This window comes from Vibrio sp. 10N.286.52.C3 (genome assembly GCF_041468865.1).
GTDB lineage: Bacteria > Pseudomonadota > Gammaproteobacteria > Enterobacterales > Vibrionaceae > Vibrio > Vibrio crassostreae_C.
Window position 1 is genome coordinate 43,162 of the sequence record NZ_JBFRJM010000022.1, and the last position, 15,160, is coordinate 58,321.

13 protein-coding genes are annotated in these 15,160 nt (G+C 44.8%); 8 read left to right on the forward strand and 5 right to left on the reverse strand.

Annotated features, from left to right (window positions below; translation table 11 throughout):
- Window positions 1-7 precede the first annotated feature (7 nt).
- Together AB4138_RS09500 and AB4138_RS09505 are read right to left on the reverse strand one after the other, a co-directional pair.
- Complete coding sequence (locus AB4138_RS09500; protein ID WP_372305789.1) at window positions 8-3,766, reverse strand: translocation/assembly module TamB domain-containing protein; 3,759 nt, start codon at window positions 3,764-3,766, stop codon at window positions 8-10.
- Window positions 3,763-5,475: an autotransporter assembly complex family protein gene (locus AB4138_RS09505; protein WP_017063725.1), complete on the reverse strand. Its 1,713-nt coding sequence runs from the start codon at window positions 5,473-5,475 to the stop codon at window positions 3,763-3,765. The genes AB4138_RS09500 and AB4138_RS09505 overlap by 4 nt, the downstream gene beginning before the upstream one ends.
- A 195-nt stretch (window positions 5,476-5,670) precedes the next feature.
- Between AB4138_RS09505 and msrA the strand changes: the two genes are divergently transcribed.
- Window positions 5,671-6,300: a peptide-methionine (S)-S-oxide reductase MsrA gene (gene msrA / locus AB4138_RS09510; RefSeq protein WP_017058899.1), complete on the forward strand. Its 630-nt coding sequence runs from the start codon at window positions 5,671-5,673 to the stop codon at window positions 6,298-6,300.
- Between the two features lie 110 nt (window positions 6,301-6,410).
- On the opposite strand, the gene AB4138_RS09515 is transcribed toward msrA, so the two are convergent.
- Window positions 6,411-6,611 carry a DUF1107 family protein gene (locus AB4138_RS09515; protein WP_017058898.1) on the reverse strand — a complete coding sequence of 67 codons (201 nt, stop codon included), beginning with the start codon at window positions 6,609-6,611 and terminating at the stop codon, window positions 6,411-6,413.
- Window positions 6,612-6,864: 253 nt separating this feature from the next.
- On the opposite strand from AB4138_RS09515, the gene AB4138_RS09520 reads away from it, so the two are divergent.
- From AB4138_RS09520 to AB4138_RS09550, 7 genes are all read left to right on the forward strand, one after another.
- Window positions 6,865-7,416: a YtfJ family protein gene (locus AB4138_RS09520; protein ID WP_017063723.1), complete on the forward strand. Its 552-nt coding sequence runs from the start codon at window positions 6,865-6,867 to the stop codon at window positions 7,414-7,416.
- A gap of 91 nt (window positions 7,417-7,507) precedes the next feature.
- Entirely contained in the window at window positions 7,508-7,798 is a 291-nt protein-coding gene (locus tag AB4138_RS09525; RefSeq protein WP_372305792.1) for a DUF2607 family protein, read from the forward strand.
- 40 nt (window positions 7,799-7,838) lie between these two features.
- On the forward strand, window positions 7,839-8,546 hold the full coding sequence (locus tag AB4138_RS09530; RefSeq protein WP_372148590.1) for a DUF2796 domain-containing protein: 708 nt from the start codon (window positions 7,839-7,841) through the stop codon (window positions 8,544-8,546).
- A 141-nt stretch (window positions 8,547-8,687) separates the two neighbouring features.
- Window positions 8,688-9,404 (forward strand): ABC transporter ATP-binding protein, encoded by a 717-nt coding sequence (locus AB4138_RS09535; protein WP_017058894.1) that lies wholly within the window; start codon window positions 8,688-8,690, stop codon window positions 9,402-9,404.
- Window positions 9,401-10,660, forward strand: coding sequence for an ABC transporter permease (locus AB4138_RS09540; protein WP_017058893.1), 1,260 nt, complete (start codon window positions 9,401-9,403; stop codon window positions 10,658-10,660). The genes AB4138_RS09535 and AB4138_RS09540 overlap by 4 nt, the downstream gene beginning before the upstream one ends.
- A gap of 14 nt (window positions 10,661-10,674) precedes the next feature.
- Window positions 10,675-11,190 carry a DUF3299 domain-containing protein gene (locus tag AB4138_RS09545; protein ID WP_017058892.1) on the forward strand — a complete coding sequence of 172 codons (516 nt, stop codon included), beginning with the start codon at window positions 10,675-10,677 and terminating at the stop codon, window positions 11,188-11,190.
- A 514-nt stretch (window positions 11,191-11,704) separates the two neighbouring features.
- Complete coding sequence (locus AB4138_RS09550; protein ID WP_017069397.1) at window positions 11,705-12,613, forward strand: TIGR03899 family protein; 909 nt, start codon at window positions 11,705-11,707, stop codon at window positions 12,611-12,613.
- Window positions 12,614-12,776: 163 nt separating this feature from the next.
- Here the strand turns inward: AB4138_RS09550 and cysC are convergent, their stop codons facing one another.
- Both cysC and AB4138_RS09560 read right to left on the reverse strand, forming a co-directional pair.
- The gene (gene cysC / locus AB4138_RS09555; RefSeq protein ID WP_372305794.1) at window positions 12,777-13,397 is read right to left on the reverse strand and encodes an adenylyl-sulfate kinase; all 621 of its coding nucleotides are present in this window, start codon (window positions 13,395-13,397) and stop codon (window positions 12,777-12,779) included.
- Between the two features lie 24 nt (window positions 13,398-13,421).
- Window positions 13,422-15,146 (reverse strand): SLC13 family permease, encoded by a 1,725-nt coding sequence (locus tag AB4138_RS09560; protein WP_017058888.1) that lies wholly within the window; start codon window positions 15,144-15,146, stop codon window positions 13,422-13,424.
- Window positions 15,147-15,160: the final 14 nt, after the last annotated feature.

A 15,160-nucleotide genomic window follows, 5' to 3' on the forward strand; every position in this document is an offset into this window, starting at 1 on the left:
TACGGCTCTACTCGAACTCAAATTGATAGAGAAGATCCACAGCACTGTCTAGGCCAGAAACAGCTTCAACATAGAGATCCTGCATCAATCTATAACGAACGGTAAACTCACCTAACGAGTTAAAGATACCCACACCATACTTCACCTGTAAGCCAGGCAGGATGTAACCACTTACCGTCACTTGAGAGTCATCGCCAGAGCCTGCAGTATCCAGTTGCAAGTCCTTTACACCAAAGGCTTCACCGATTTCACCAACAACCTTACCACTCTTCGCTAAACTCAAACCGATTAAAGTCGTTGTCATCGAACCGCTCGACTCACCGTCGATATCTTGGCCACGCAAAATATAAGACAGTGCGTTCGCTTGTGGCATCGCTGGGTCAGAATAAATCTCGATGGTAGGCTCTGTCGCAGGGCCAGTCACTCGAATACCAGCGGTCACGTCATCCTGAGTATTATCAGGATTACGAATCGCGTTGATGGCTACGTATGGCTGATCCGGTGGTCCATTCATTAGGATCTTACCCTCTTCGATCAAGAGGTCTTGCCCGAATGATTGATAAGTACCATCGACGATGTTCACTTCACCTGTAATAAATGGACCTTGGTCTTTTTGAGCCACGTTGAGCTTACCGACCAAATCACCTTCAAGACCGAAGGCAGACAGTTTAAAGTCATCACCAATGGAGATATTAATATTCGTCATCACATTGAATGGAATCGTATCTTCGTTTTCTGGCTCTAGATCTTTATTCAAAATAACCTGATCAGAAGAGACGCCAACCGCTGACGGTGGTAAATCTTCAACAACAATTCGTCCCCATGGTAATGCAATATCACCGGTGATTTTCGCCAGATCTGGTGTGACATCAATAGTCATATCAGGTACGACCTTCACCTTAACCATCGGTGGGATATCAACCATCAACTCATCAGCGAAAACTCTAACGTTCGAATGCCATGCTTTAAGATCTTGCCAATCTCCGGTTCCCTCAATATCAAGGTGACCATCAGGTGTTTCGACATTCGCATCCAGTTTTGCACTATAACCATCAAAGTCGAGGTCGATGCGGCCATCTTTCACATCAACAGGCGTAACATCGCCTTTGACTTGAATACCATCAACAGAGAATTGACCAAAGACTTGAGGGTGCATCAGAGAGCCTTTAACTTGAAGATCACTCTCAAGGTCGGCTTTCAATAAGCTGTATTCACCTAGAATTGGTTGTAAGAAATCAAGATGGAACGTGGTCAGCTTAATTGCCGCATCGACCATTTTGTCTTCGGCAAGAATATCCGGTAACGACACCGTGCCAGACAGGTCACCATTGTCGGAAACATCCAACTTAAAATCGGCATCCAGTTTGTTGTCTTTCAGTTGGGCATTCAATGCAACGCTTTCCCAACCCAGTGTGATTGGCTCACCCACTTGTTGAACAACCTGACCTTTCGGCATATCAACGCTTACCGTGACTTCAGGCTCATCTTGTTCAGACCACTTTGCATGAGCAGTCGCATTGACTAAGCCCTGTAATTGCGTCTCTTTAGGCACAAAGGCTTTAATCTGCTCGAAATCGAATTGATTGATGGCTACCTTGGCCTCACCCGATTTTCCGACACGAACGTCTTCATCCAAACACACGCTCGAACCCGATTGTTTCCAACAGTGCGCTTGAACATCGGCAAACTGTTTATCAACATCCGCATTTATCGCGACAGGTTGATCTAACACCCAAGGACCTTGCTGAGTGGTGATTTTGACTCTGTCTAACGATCCATACCAAATAAGAGAAGGCTTTTGAATCAACTCTCCGGAAATAGCTAAGCTTGTAGACACGATGTCGGATATCACATCAAGTGTCACTGTGTGTTTCTTCTCACCACCACTCACCGTGAGATCAATGCTTTTTACGCTCTGATCTTGATAGGTTAGGTTGTTAGCTTTTAATTCAAGATCAGCTTGAGCTTCAGGCAATGGCAGAGGAACCACAGAACCATTAAGCGACAAGGATTCTAGTGTTGCTTCGTTATTCCAATCTACCTTATCCACATTTAGAGCGAGATCGACTTCAGGCTTTTTCGTTGGACCACTGAGCTGGATGTTACCAATCACTTTACCTTTCAAATCAGGGACGCTTTTTACAAGCTCAGGGAAGTGAATCTCAACACCCATGTCCCATTTCTTATCAAGCTCACCCTGAGCCTTAATCGAGTTAACACCGTGAGCTAAGCTCAAACCACTGGTTTTCAGTTTTGGTTCACCGCTCGCGCTGCGATCCGACGCTGACAACTGACCTTCGATATCCAGAGGGTATTCTCGCAAGATCCCTTCAATATCCAATTTAGGCAGTTCAATCGCCCAGCCGCCCGCTTCCGTCAACTCACCTGAGGTGACGATGTTTCCACTAATGTTGCCCTCAGCTTCTGGCCACTGCAGACCCGGTTGAATATCTTTGAGTGTCACGTCAGCTTGCCAGTTAACGAGACTCTTCCAGTTCGCTTTAACGACACCGTTAAGCTCACCGCCTAGCGTGTTGAGCTTTAGACGCTCGAGAACAATTTGTTCCGTCGTGCCTTTACCCTGTAGATCGATGGCTAATTCAGGGATTTCCTTACCATCGGCTTCACCTTTAAGAAGAACATTAAAACCATCTAGTGAGCCATCAGCTTTAAATTGCTCAATTGTCGCTTGGTAATCGCTTTTTCCGGTAAGGGGCCACTGTGCTTGTCCGCCCTCTAAAAGAAGGTCAAATGGCAGAGTCGGTTCTAAGGGTTGAATATCCCCAGACAACTTTGCCTCAATCAGCTCAGAAAATTGGGAGTCTAGGTTTAGCTTAGCCACGCTGCCTTGTGCTTTCAGAGACAACTCCTGCCCAACAAGGTCGGTTTCTTTCACCAACGCATCCAAAGAAAGTTCTAGCGGGTAACCGCCCTTGAGCTCAACCTTCGTGGTTAGATTGGCGCTTGCTTGTGGCATATCGAGTTCGAGAGTTGAAACATCAACCGTGTGTTTGCCCGCGCGAGCTTCTAGCCCAAGGTGGTTAACAACGATTGGTGTTTCTTGTTCTAAGGTGAAACGGTTGAGGTCAAAACGCTCCAACACAACCTGCAGAGGAATCCAGACTTCCGGCAATTCGATAGCCGTTTTAACGGCAGCTTTTGGCTCAACCTTTTCTGCTTGCGGTTCTTCTGTCGACTCCGCGAGTTTAACCTTAAGATCATTGAATAAGGTTGGCGATACAGTTAGCTTTTCGCCCTGCATACTCAAAGCCGTAGAGAACAAGCTCCATTCAATTTCATGCCCTAAGATATTCAACTTGATATCAGACAAAGCGATACGGTTGATTACGATTGGCAACGGTGTTTTTACCGATGTTACGGGCGGAGTAGGTTCTGTTTCTTCTGTAGAGGCCGGAGGCAGTTCAGTAAATGCGAAGTCCAATCCTTGAATCGCTAAACGATCGACACACAACTTAGGGTCGATCAGACAGCGAGGATTAATCGCCAAGTTCAGCTTTTGAACTTTGGTGTCTATATGCAGGCTGTCATCTTTAAACTGAACATTATTAAGCGTAAAGCTCGGGAACAGAGCCCCTTTAGTGCTTTCCACTTTAAGCTGTGGCAACGCTTTTTCAGCGCCCCACAACACAGTGTTCAACCCTGGATTGGTGAACAAAACAAAACCTAGCAAGGCTATCAACAACAGCAAAATAGACGTCAATGAGATCGACGTCCACTTGATGTACTTGCCCATCACTTTGATCATAATTCTGGCCCTAAACTAAAGTGTAACTGGAACTCATCACCTTTTTCTGCATCTAGACCCCAAGCAAAATCTAAACTCACTGGACCAACAGGTGACGCCCAACGAACACCGACGCCGGTGCCGTGTTTCCATTCGGGTTTGTCATTAAATGCATCACCAATGTCGTAGAATGCTGCGCCCCACCAGTTTCCAACCAAGCGGTATTGGTATTCAAACGAGCTGGTTGCAATGAATTTGGCACCCGTTAGTGCGCCACTTTCATCTCGAGGAGAGATCGACTCATAACCATAACCACGAATGCTATTGTCACCACCAGCAAAGAATCTTAGGGAGGGAGATAGCTTATCAAACTCGTCGGCAAAGTTGCCGCCAAATTGAAGTCGAGTTAAGCCTCGGTGATTGTCGCCAATGCTTCGAATCCAAGCGGTTTGACCTTGAAAACGAACAACCTTAGTTTCAGATAACAAGGTATCATCACCCGCTTCAACCATAATGGTTTGTTTATCGCCCCACATCGGCATCGAACCGCCTCGAGTTCGAGTGCGTGAGAAAGAGATACCCGGCAGCACAAATTGCGCTAAATCATCCTGCAAACCTTGCTCATAGTTTTCGACCAAGTATCGAATGAAGACCGTGCGTTGCCAACCGTTATCCAGTCGCCAATATCTTTCTAGCGCTAAGTTTGACTCCAAACTCTTGGTATCACGATTATCCAAGTTTTTCATACCGTACTTAACTTGATAGTAGTCGTTCAGCACGTCATCCAGAGGGATTTTATAGGTAGCGGTAATCGTCTGTTCAGGTTTAGAAATCGACAGGCTGCTATTGAAGCTATGGCCTTGTTCATTAACCCAAGGTTTTTTCCACTTCAGAGTGCCTTTTACGCCAAGGTCGGTGGATACACCGATACCCGTTTCGATTTGGTTACGAGCTTGCGGAGCAAGGCTAACCTTCATCGGGATCTCTCGGCCTTCGCCTAACTGGCTTAAATCTGGTTCAACAAATACCGAGGAGAACCAATCCGTATTGGACAGGTTTTGGTTGTACTCACCGACTTTGGTGATTGAGTAAGGTTCGCCATCCTCAAATGGTTTAAGTGACTGCACCTTATCTTCTTCTATCTGGCTACCAGTAACCTGAGTAGTACCAAAGTGATAGCGGATACCACTGTTATAATGAAGACGAACATAAGCGCGGTTCAATTCAGGAGCGACTTCTAGCTTACTAAGATCATAAGCACCATCGAAGTAGCCTTTCGCTAAGCCAAGGTTGCGGATCGACGATTTCAAAGAGTCATAATTACCATGATTCAGAGTCGAACCTTTAGACAAGCTACTCTTCGCTATCAAGGCTAAAAAGTCTGGGTCATCCTTGGCTTCACCAGTTAGAACGATATCTGAAGTATAAATAACAACAGGCTCTCCCGGCTCAACCGTAACGGTCATTTCGGTATCATCTTCGGAGTGAGTAAATGTGATTTTAGGGTGGTAGTAGCCTAACGCATTCAGGGCTTCTTTAATCATAGATTCCAAGCGGGATTGGAATCTTAGTGAAACCGAATACTCTTCTTCAGGGATCGCACTCAGATAAGCATCAACATTATCCTCAAGCGCTCCATCTAGCCCTTTGATTTCAAGGGAAACGTCAGCGAAAGCGAGCGTCGATGACAATAGAGTGCCAATCAGAACTGGTAAAGTTTTTCTTATCATGTTTAATTGGTGAAGAAGTTATCAATACGTTAATAAGTGAAAAGAAATAATACCGCTAAATAGGCATTGAGTCTGTAATAAATCCTGGAATAACACGGTCTAATTTAAAGACTTATTCAATATTGACCAACAGTTAATATGAACCCACGTTAAATAAAAGCCAGCGCGGTAAACGTATGCGAAAAGGAATATAACATGCTAAACAAACAACAACTGGTTTCTGCAGCAACCGCACTACCGGGAAATGCTGACCCAATTCGAATCACTGAGCGCCATTTCGTCAATCAAACCGACCTGCTCGATGCACCCACGGGCTCTCAACAAGAAGTCCTGTTTGGTATGGGGTGCTTCTGGGGAGCTGAGCGTTTGTTTTGGCAATTGGATGGCGTTATTTCAACATCCGTTGGTTACGCTGGCGGATACACAGTTAATCCCACTTATGAACAAGTATGTACTGGGCAAACCGGCCATACCGAGGTCGTTCGTGTCATATTTGATAGTGAACAAACCTCTCTAGCTCGAATACTTGAAACCTTTTGGGAGCGTCATGACCCAACTCAAGGGATGCGCCAAGGCAACGATTTAGGGACTCAGTACCGTTCTGCGATTTACACCTTCAGTGAAGAACAACAATCTATCGCTGAGCACTCTAAACGTGAATATCAACGAGCAATGACTGAATCTTTAGGCAACGAGATCACGACGGAAGTTCTGCCTGCTGGAAAATATTTTTTCGCAGAAACCTACCACCAACAATACCTAGCCAAAAACCCTAACGGTTACTGTGGGTTGGGCGGTACGGGTGTGTGCTTCCCTCCGCAATAATGTGCGTTAGGCATACAAGCTAGAACAACATCCATTAAAAAAAGGGCTTCCATCAGGAAGCCCTTTTCATTGTTAATCTATTCGGTGCAAGACAAATCGATAAAGCTCAGTTACACCGGCAACGCTGCAATGGTGCCGTTAACTTCTTTAAAAATAGTGAGCTTTTGTTTGTCTGAAACTTCAGGAAGTAGCACCTTGCCTTGGTCGAAGCGAAACTCTCCAACACCTTCAATAGCAAATTGGCCTTTGAACAGGACTTTAACGAAACGCGCCACCTGACGTGGACGGTAAGTAGAAAATTTTCTTAACATAATACAACCTCAATTCCATTTGAGTACTACAGTCACATACCTGAACAGCGTCGCTGTTCAAAGCACATTTAATCGCTAATTCCTTTAGCAAACAGCAAGATAATCTATTGTTCATCTTGATATTGATGCATTATACCTTTTGGTAACAAGCCTGCAACTTCTTTCTACGTCGTACGATAAAAAAGTTAAAGAGGCATTTTTCAAATTTCATATTATACTTCCTGTGCAAACCAATAAGCGGAACAAAAATATAATGAAAAACAAAACTCTACTGGCTTTTCTAGCCGCAGCCTCTCCACTCTTCGCCAATGCTCACAACCTATCAGTAGGCGCTACCCTGCCTGCCGTCGATGTGAGTAACTATGGTGAGATTGTTCTAAACGACGGAAATACTGGATATCAAGCTTGGGCAACCAATGATCTTCTAGGTAAAGTTCGCGTCGTTCAAGCTATCGCTGGCCGCAGCAGCTCTAAAGAGCTCAACGCACCACTGATGGCAGCCATTACCGCATCGAAATTCTCAGAAGACAGCTACCAAACCACCACTATCATCAACCAAGATGATGCGATTTGGGGTACTGGGTCTTTTGTTAAGTCGTCTGCCGAAAGCAGCAAAGAAGAATTTCCATGGTCTTCTATGGTCCTAGATGAAGACGGCGCCGTTGCGTCAACATGGGCTCTAAAAGAAGAAAGCTCAGCGATTATCGTTCAAGACAAGCAAGGTAAAATCTTGTTTGTAAAAGAAGGTGCATTAAACGAATCAGAAGTCACTCAAGTCATTGAGTTGATTAAAGCGAGCCTTTAATAAGATATTCGCGTCTTTTTCGAGACCTAACCAAAGGATATTGTTATATTATAACAGTATCCTTTTTTTAATTCTGTGGTTAATCATCCTGATGTGGCAAAACACACCCAACAATGTGAAACGCAAAACAGGCTTCTTGCTTGGGCTTATGCTCATGTTAAGCGTGTTAGCCGCAACACACATTGTGGATATCGCACCAGAGCACCACACTTCACACCATTGTGAGCTGTTTTCGCTTAATCAGTTCATCACAGCGCACTCACTACCACAGATTCCAGAGTTCCATTCGGAATTTACTGTCGCTATTACAGAGTCAGTAACTTCACTACAGTGGCTATATTTCGCTTATTTGGCACGCTCACCTCCTGTAAATATCGCTTAATTACCACTACTTTTTAATTAACCTTTATTCAGGAAAAAACATGAAACCTACTTTTTTAGCCGTTGTTATCGGCATGACTGTCTCTACAAATGTTCTAGCTAACGAAGAATTCCGCTCTCATGATGCACACGTACATGGCCAAGTTGAAGTAAACATCGCGCAAGATGGGCAAGAATTGCTTGTTGAAGTGACAGCTCCCGGCGCTGATGTGGTTGGGTTTGAACATGCTCCAGAAACTGCAGAACAGAAGAAAGTGTTTGAACAGGCTATCGCACAATTAAACAAGCCAGAAGAGCTGTTTAGTTTTAACAATGCGAGTTGTACTCTGAAGTTCAAGTCAGTAGCAAACACCTTAGAAGGCGGTCATAACGACCATGAAGGCCATGACCATGCGGAACACGGTTATGGCGACCACAAAGACCATGATCACGCTGAACACGATCATGACGACCACAAAGACCATGACCACGCTGAACACGATCATGATGACCACAAAGACCATGACCACGCTGAGCACGATCATGATGACCACGAAGGTCACGACCACCACGATCACTCAGAAGGTGGCCACGGTGAGTTCACTGTTGAGTACCACTATGAATGTTCAGATGTTGCTAAGCTAGACACAGTTAGCACTCAGTGGTTCTCTAAGTTCAGCAACACTGAAAAAATGACGGTGAACCTACTAACAGACACAGCTCAAGTACAAGAAGTGCTTAACGCAGAGCGTATTAGTTTCCGATTCTAATCACTCATAGATCGGATTAAACGTAAAATAAACAGCCAGGTAAGTCATCGCTTACTTGGCTGTTCAAATCGGTGTGTTCCTGGGAATTTATGTTTCAAATTACTGTCCAGTAGATACACCGCTTTAATTATTGGAGCTAGCATGTCTTCTGACAGTTCATCACTTGTGGTCAAACTCGAAAATATCAGCTTTCGTTGGAAGCCTGAATTACCACCAACGCTAGAGATCCCCTCTCTTCACATCCAAGCCCAAGAGCACCTTTTTATTAAAGGACCAAGTGGTTGTGGAAAATCAACTTTGTTAGGGCTACTGACCGGAATCAACCAAGCTGAGCAAGGAGAAGTCTCTATCCTTGATCAAGACCTCACTCAGCTTACACCTCGTCAAAGAGATAAATTCAGAGCCGATCATATTGGTTATATTTTCCAACAATTTAACCTGCTTCCTTATCTATCAGTTATCGATAACGTGACGCTTCCTTGCCAGTTTTCACAGATTCGTAAACAGCAAGTCGCTGAAAGCCAGAAAAGCTTACAAGAGACGGCTCGAGAGTTGTTACTCCGATTAAAGCTACCTCAAGCTTTAATGGACAAGCCCGTTACCGAGTTGAGCATCGGTCAACAACAACGTGTTGCTGCCGCTCGTGCTTTGATCGGCCAACCCAAAATCATTATTGCCGACGAGCCAACCTCGGCTTTGGATCATGACAACCGAGAAGCTTTTATCGAACTGTTGTTAGAACAAGCCAACCAGGCAGGTTCTACTCTTATCTTTGTTAGCCATGATCCAACACTAGAAAAGTTGTTCACTCGAACCATAGATTTAAAAACCGTTAACCAAGCTAAGGTTGTCGTATGAAAGTAATTACTCACTTAGCCTTAAAAAGCGTACTCAACCGTAAAGCCACAGCCATTCTAACTATTCTCACTGTGGCTGTATCCGTCATTCTATTACTCGGTGTGGAACGTGTAAGAACCGAAGCTAAGAGCAGCTTCGCCAATACGATTTCAGGTACTGACCTTATCGTCGGTGGCCGCTCTGGTCAGGTAAACCTGCTGCTTTATTCCGTATTTAGAATCGGTAATGCGACCAACAACATCGACTGGAAAAGCTATGAAGAATTTAGCCAGCACAACGCAGTAAAGTGGGCGATCCCAATCTCATTGGGTGATTCACATAAAGGCTTCCGCGTAATGGGCACGAACCATAGCTACTTCGAGAATTATCGCTATGGAAGTAAGCAACCACTTACTTTTCAGCAAGGCAAAGAGTTTAATCAGCTATTTGACGTAGTGATTGGTGCCGACGTCGCGAAGAAGCTAGATTACAAAATAGGTGATCAAATCATTCTTGCGCACGGTATCAGTGATGTTGCGTTTAGCCGTCACGATAATCTGCCCTTCAAGATTGTGGGAATACTCGCGCCAACAGGAACACCAGTAGACAAAACCGTACACGTATCGCTAGAGGCAATCGAAGCAATTCATGTTGGCTGGGAATCAGGTGCCAACCTCGGGCACACACCGAATGCTGAAGCGCTAAAGCAACGTGACTTCCAACCGAAGCAGATTACCGCGATGATGGTTGGCCTTAAATCGAAGATCCAAACCTTCGCACTGCAACGAGAAATCAATAACTACCGCCAAGAACCTTTAAGCGCCATTATGCCGGGCATTGCGCTTCACGAATTGTGGGGAATGATGGCTGTAGCAGAACAAGCATTACTGATTGTTTCAGGGTTTGTTGTTGTCGCCGGATTATTGGGTATGCTCAGTAGCCTACTCACTAGCTTGCAAGAAAGGCGTCGAGAGATGGCTATCCTACGTGCGATGGGCGCAAGACCTCGTCATGTGTTTGGTTTACTGATCAGTGAAGCCAGTGCACTAACCTTCCTTGGCATTACATTAGGTGTTGCAGTGCTGTTTGCGCTGATCGCAGTAGTTGCTCCTATTGTGCAACAAAGTTATGGTATCAACATATCGATATCCGCAATCACACCGCATGAGTGGAAACTGCTTATGCTGGTACAAGTTGCCGGAATCATTATCGGCTTTATTCCCGCTTTCAGGGCTTACCGCCAGTCATTGTCTGATGGCATGACGATTCGAATCTAAAATAGGAACCTACGATGCAACGCAAATTCCTACTGATACTTGGGCTACTTCTGTTCCCATTTATCAGTACAGCTCACGCTGAAACCACTCAGAATGACGAATCGGTATTAACACTTGAATGGATTGATTTGATTCCAGAATCAGAACGTGCTCAGCTAGATTCATTTGGTATGCCGATGGTTGACCACAATAGTATGGACAAACCTCAACAATCGACACTTGGTGCTGTTCGCCCAGAGCTGAATGGCAGCACAGTGAAGATTCCTGGCTTTGTGATTCCATTGGAAGGTGATGAGAATATGATCACTGAGTTTCTGCTGGTACCGTACTTTGGCGCATGTATCCACGTGCCACCGCCGCCACCGAACCAAATCATCTACGTGAAGTTCCCGAAAGGTGCACCAATACAGCAGTTATGGGATGTGATCTATTTGGTCGGAACGCTGAAAACTGAGTCAATCAGCCATGACTTAGCGCAAACCGGTTATCTTATTGAAGGTACTGCGATTGAAGAGTATGACGACATGTAGTCATTAGAAGGGTGGCTCAAGGATGAGCTGCCGTCACTGAACGAGTGTGATCATTCAATAACAGTTTAATAACGATAATTTTCTTCTGAATTACGCGATGTAATTAGATAAGTAAGCTAGAACAGCGACATAAATCGCGAGTAATAACCCTATACTAAGCTGTTTCTTCAGCTTGTTATCATTGACTTGATTCATAACTCCTCCTTGAGAATTACAACAAATTTAACATTTTATTATCATTAACAAAAGTAAAATTTTGTTGAAACCTTCAACTATGCTCGCAAAATCTAGCCACCAATAAGATAAAGAGTTACATTTTAGACAGTTATACCAATCACAATAAGTAAGTGTTCAGAAATAGCGTAGGAAAAAGCCTTGAGAACAAGGCGGAGCTTTTTGATAAGTAGTTATTCTACAATCAAAAATTGTAGCTCAGTTATCAAGCGTTTTAACAAGCTAGGCTGAGCAATTATTTACTACGATTGGTTTTGAGTCGTCTCCTAACGGTACTCTTATGTCAAAAACCAAACAGCCAGTGATCATTGAGCATGCTAGCGACACACAGCATAAGCATGAGAAAAAGCCTCATATTGCCGACAGTGCCAGCAGAATGCTGCACATCGCACAAAGCTTCGGCCTCGATTCCTTAATTAGTCATAGTGCCAAGCCAAAGGATAAAGCTGAGAGTACGCTTATCGAACGGGCACTATTGCGAGAGAAAAAACGTAGAGAGCTTCGCCAAAAAAACCTAGAACAGATTCTAAAGTTGGCGCACTCTTCATGTAAGGATGAAGCGGCTGGAGACCCGGATCAGGACTGGTTATACCGTTTCTTCGACATGGCACAAGAGATCCACAATACATCGATGCAGAGGCTATGGGCTCAAGTACTGAAACGAGAAGTCACCAACCCAGGCTCGACGTCGATGAAGGCACTGCAAATCTTAAAAGACATGACACCAAAAGAAGCGTTAACCCTACAAAGGGCAGCATCACTGGGTTGTAGCTTTGGTAGCGATAACAGCAGAAAGCTCTTACTCGGCTTTAAATCTCATGCTGGGCTATTCAACTTTGGCAAAAGGGACACCACCAACACCATCAACCTTGGTGGGCACAACCTGCCCTACTCCAGCTTGCTCCACTTGATAGAGCTCGGGATTATTCTGGGCACAGAATTAGAATCCGGAGAGATTGATTTCGATCCAGCCCTGCACCTAACCTATCAAGGTAAGAGCATGTCACTGGCACCATTATCAAAAGGCGTGAAGCTGGTTTACTACCGATTCAGCCCTACAGGCAATGAGCTTTGTACCTTGCTCGGTAACAAGCCAAACACGCAGTATTACGATCAACTGATTGCACTATTGAGCCAGAAATTCACAGTACAGACAGAAGTGAAAAGCAGCGTAAATTACACCGTCTAGACACTCGACGGAGCTAAAATAGACGGTGTAAAAAGTGAAGTATAGAGAGGAATAAAGAGAATCTAGGGGATAGGTTTCTTGTCTCGGTAAACCAAGGCTGTACTACTTATCAGTCATGAATAAGTCGATAAGTAAGTGAACAGCCTTAGTCGTACCAACGATCTCAATTGGCTAAAATATTTCGCTTCTCCAACGCATCAATACACAGTTCGACCAATTCATCGAGTGTCTTCTCACCTGCAGGTAGATCAATCTCAGGGTTCAGAGGCGCTTCGTACACTGAACTAATACCTGTGAAGTTCGGGATTTCTCCGGCACGTGCTTTCTTATACAGACCTTTAGGATCACGCTGTTCGCAAACCTCTAATGGCGTATTGACGAACACCTCAAGAAACTCACCTTCCGGCAATAAATCTCTCACGAGTTGCCTTTCAGCTTGATGCGGAGAAATAAAGGCTGACAACACGATCAAGCCTGCATCTGCCATCAATTTAGCAAGCTCACCAATACGACGGATGTTCTCTCGACGATCTTGCTCAGAGAAGCCAAGGTCACTACATAATCCATGACGCACATTGTCGCCATCCAATAAATAAGTATGGTAACCAAGCTGTGCCAAGCGATTTTCTAATGCTCCAGCGACTGTCGATTTACCAGAACCAGACAACCCCGTGAACCAGAGCACGGCTGGCTTTTGTGATTTCAGATCCGCGCGAAATGTTTTATCAATCGAGTGTTGATGCCACACAATATTCTCATCTTTGGGTTTGAGTACTGCGGTCATAATTAGTCCTTTAAATAAACAGCATTAAAATGGGAAAAAATAAGGAATTAGGGTCAGCACCAAGCCCGAATATACAATCGAGATTGGAATGCCGATACGCAGATAATCCGTTAAATGGTAATTACCTACGCTATAAACAAGTAAGTTGGTTTGGTAGCCGTATGGAGAGATAAAACTGGCACTGGCACCAAACAGTACCGCCATGATGAACGGCATAGGGTCAACGCCATAACCTACTGCCATACTGTAGCCAATCGGAAATGAGAGTGCTGCAGCCGCATTATTGGTCACCAGCTCTGTCAAAACCAAAGTCATAAAGTAGGTAGCAACTAACGCACCGAATACGCCCCAGCCATTAAACGCCTCCATAAACATCAGCCCCATCCGCTCAGATAAACCCGATGAAATCATCAGTTGAGCAATAGAAAGTGCAGAGCCCACGATCACCACAATATCGACTGGGAAACGGCGGCGGAGCTCACCCAGTTGCACCACGCCAAATGCCACCAGCAACAGTAGAAAACCAGCTAAGCCTTTGATAATCGGTACTGCATCGATAAGGGCTAAACCAATCACGCTAGCAAAGCCGAGCAACACGAACGTCGATTTGTCGGCATCAAGCTTGGCACTCGAATCTAAGTCATTCATCAACACAAACTCTTTGTTGTGTTGTTGGCGCTGTTCTTCAAAGCGTTTACCTGGAACCAAAATCAAGGTATCACCAGCGGTCAATGTGATATTCCCTAGCCCACCTTCTAGGCGTTCATGGCCACGACGAATAGCAACCACAACCGCATCGAAACGATCTCTAAATTGGCTGGTTTTCAGGGTTTTGTTACAGAAGCTTGCCGACGAACTCACCACCACTTCAACAAAGCTCTGGCCATTCAAATGATGCTGACCAAACAGGGTTAAACCTTGGATTTCTTGCAGTGTTGCAACACTCTCTACATCACCACAAAACAGCAATCGGTCGCGAGCTTGAAGAATAAAATCAGGGTCAATAGATGCGGTGGTCTTACCGTCTCGAATCACTTCCGCTAAGAACAGTTTTCTCAATGCTCTGAGGTTGTTTTCACTTACGCTGCGACCAACTAACGGTGAGCCCGGCTCCACTCTGGCTTCTAAAAAGTAAGGCAGATCATCTTGAGAACCATCATCGTAGCTGGGTAAAAAATAGCTAAGAGGAATAAGGATCAACACGCCGCCGATCAAAACAGCTAAACCGATCAAGGTGGGTGTGAAAAAGTTTAAGCTCGGCAATCCGGCATCTTCAACAAAGCTATTGATGATCAAGTTGGTTGATGTGCCGATCAATGTCAGGGTGCCACCTAAAATGGCAGCGTATGACAAAGGGATAAGTAACTTAGATGGCGCGTGCTGTTGATTACGTTTGATCGCACCGATCAAAGAAACCACCACTGCCGTGTTATTGGTAAAAGAAGAAAGTAACGCTGTGGAAATACCCAACTTCGCAACCACGGTGCCTAGCCTACCTTCAGAGATATTGCGGCTAACCCAACTGATTAAGCGAGTTTTCTCCAACGCACTTGATGCGAGGATAAGAAGAATTAAAGTCAGTAACGAGGAGTTAGTGAAGTTATTGGCTAAGCTCGACAAGTCGATCATGCCAGCCATAAAAGCAATAAACGCCGCGCCAGCAAATATAAAGCTTGGCTTAATACGGGTAACGAGCAGGCAAGTAATGATGCCGAGCAAAATCGCTAATACAAATCCTTGTTGCCACATATACTCGTCCTTTA

Bases quoted from the DNA above. Each gene is read 5' to 3' on its own strand.
- AB4138_RS09505 (WP_017063725.1), bottom strand. From the start codon at position 5,475: ATGATAAGAAAAACTTTACCAGTTCTGATTGGCACTCTATTGTCATCG.
- msrA (WP_017058899.1), top strand. From the start codon at position 5,671: ATGCTAAACAAACAACAACTGGTTTCTGCAGCAACCGCACTACCGGGA.
- AB4138_RS09530 (WP_372148590.1), top strand. From the start codon at position 7,839: ATGAAACCTACTTTTTTAGCCGTTGTTATCGGCATGACTGTCTCTACA.
- AB4138_RS09535 (WP_017058894.1), top strand. From the start codon at position 8,688: ATGTCTTCTGACAGTTCATCACTTGTGGTCAAACTCGAAAATATCAGC.
- cysC (WP_372305794.1), bottom strand. From the start codon at position 13,397: ATGACCGCAGTACTCAAACCCAAAGATGAGAATATTGTGTGGCATCAA.
- AB4138_RS09540 (WP_017058893.1), top strand. From the start codon at position 9,401: ATGAAAGTAATTACTCACTTAGCCTTAAAAAGCGTACTCAACCGTAAA.
- AB4138_RS09545 (WP_017058892.1), top strand. From the start codon at position 10,675: ATGCAACGCAAATTCCTACTGATACTTGGGCTACTTCTGTTCCCATTT.
- AB4138_RS09515 (WP_017058898.1), bottom strand. From the start codon at position 6,611: ATGTTAAGAAAATTTTCTACTTACCGTCCACGTCAGGTGGCGCGTTTC.
- AB4138_RS09500 (WP_372305789.1), bottom strand. From the start codon at position 3,766: ATGATCAAAGTGATGGGCAAGTACATCAAGTGGACGTCGATCTCATTG.
- AB4138_RS09525 (WP_372305792.1), top strand. From the start codon at position 7,508: ATGTGGCAAAACACACCCAACAATGTGAAACGCAAAACAGGCTTCTTG.
- AB4138_RS09520 (WP_017063723.1), top strand. From the start codon at position 6,865: ATGAAAAACAAAACTCTACTGGCTTTTCTAGCCGCAGCCTCTCCACTC.
- AB4138_RS09550 (WP_017069397.1), top strand. From the start codon at position 11,705: ATGTCAAAAACCAAACAGCCAGTGATCATTGAGCATGCTAGCGACACA.
- AB4138_RS09560 (WP_017058888.1), bottom strand. From the start codon at position 15,146: ATGTGGCAACAAGGATTTGTATTAGCGATTTTGCTCGGCATCATTACT.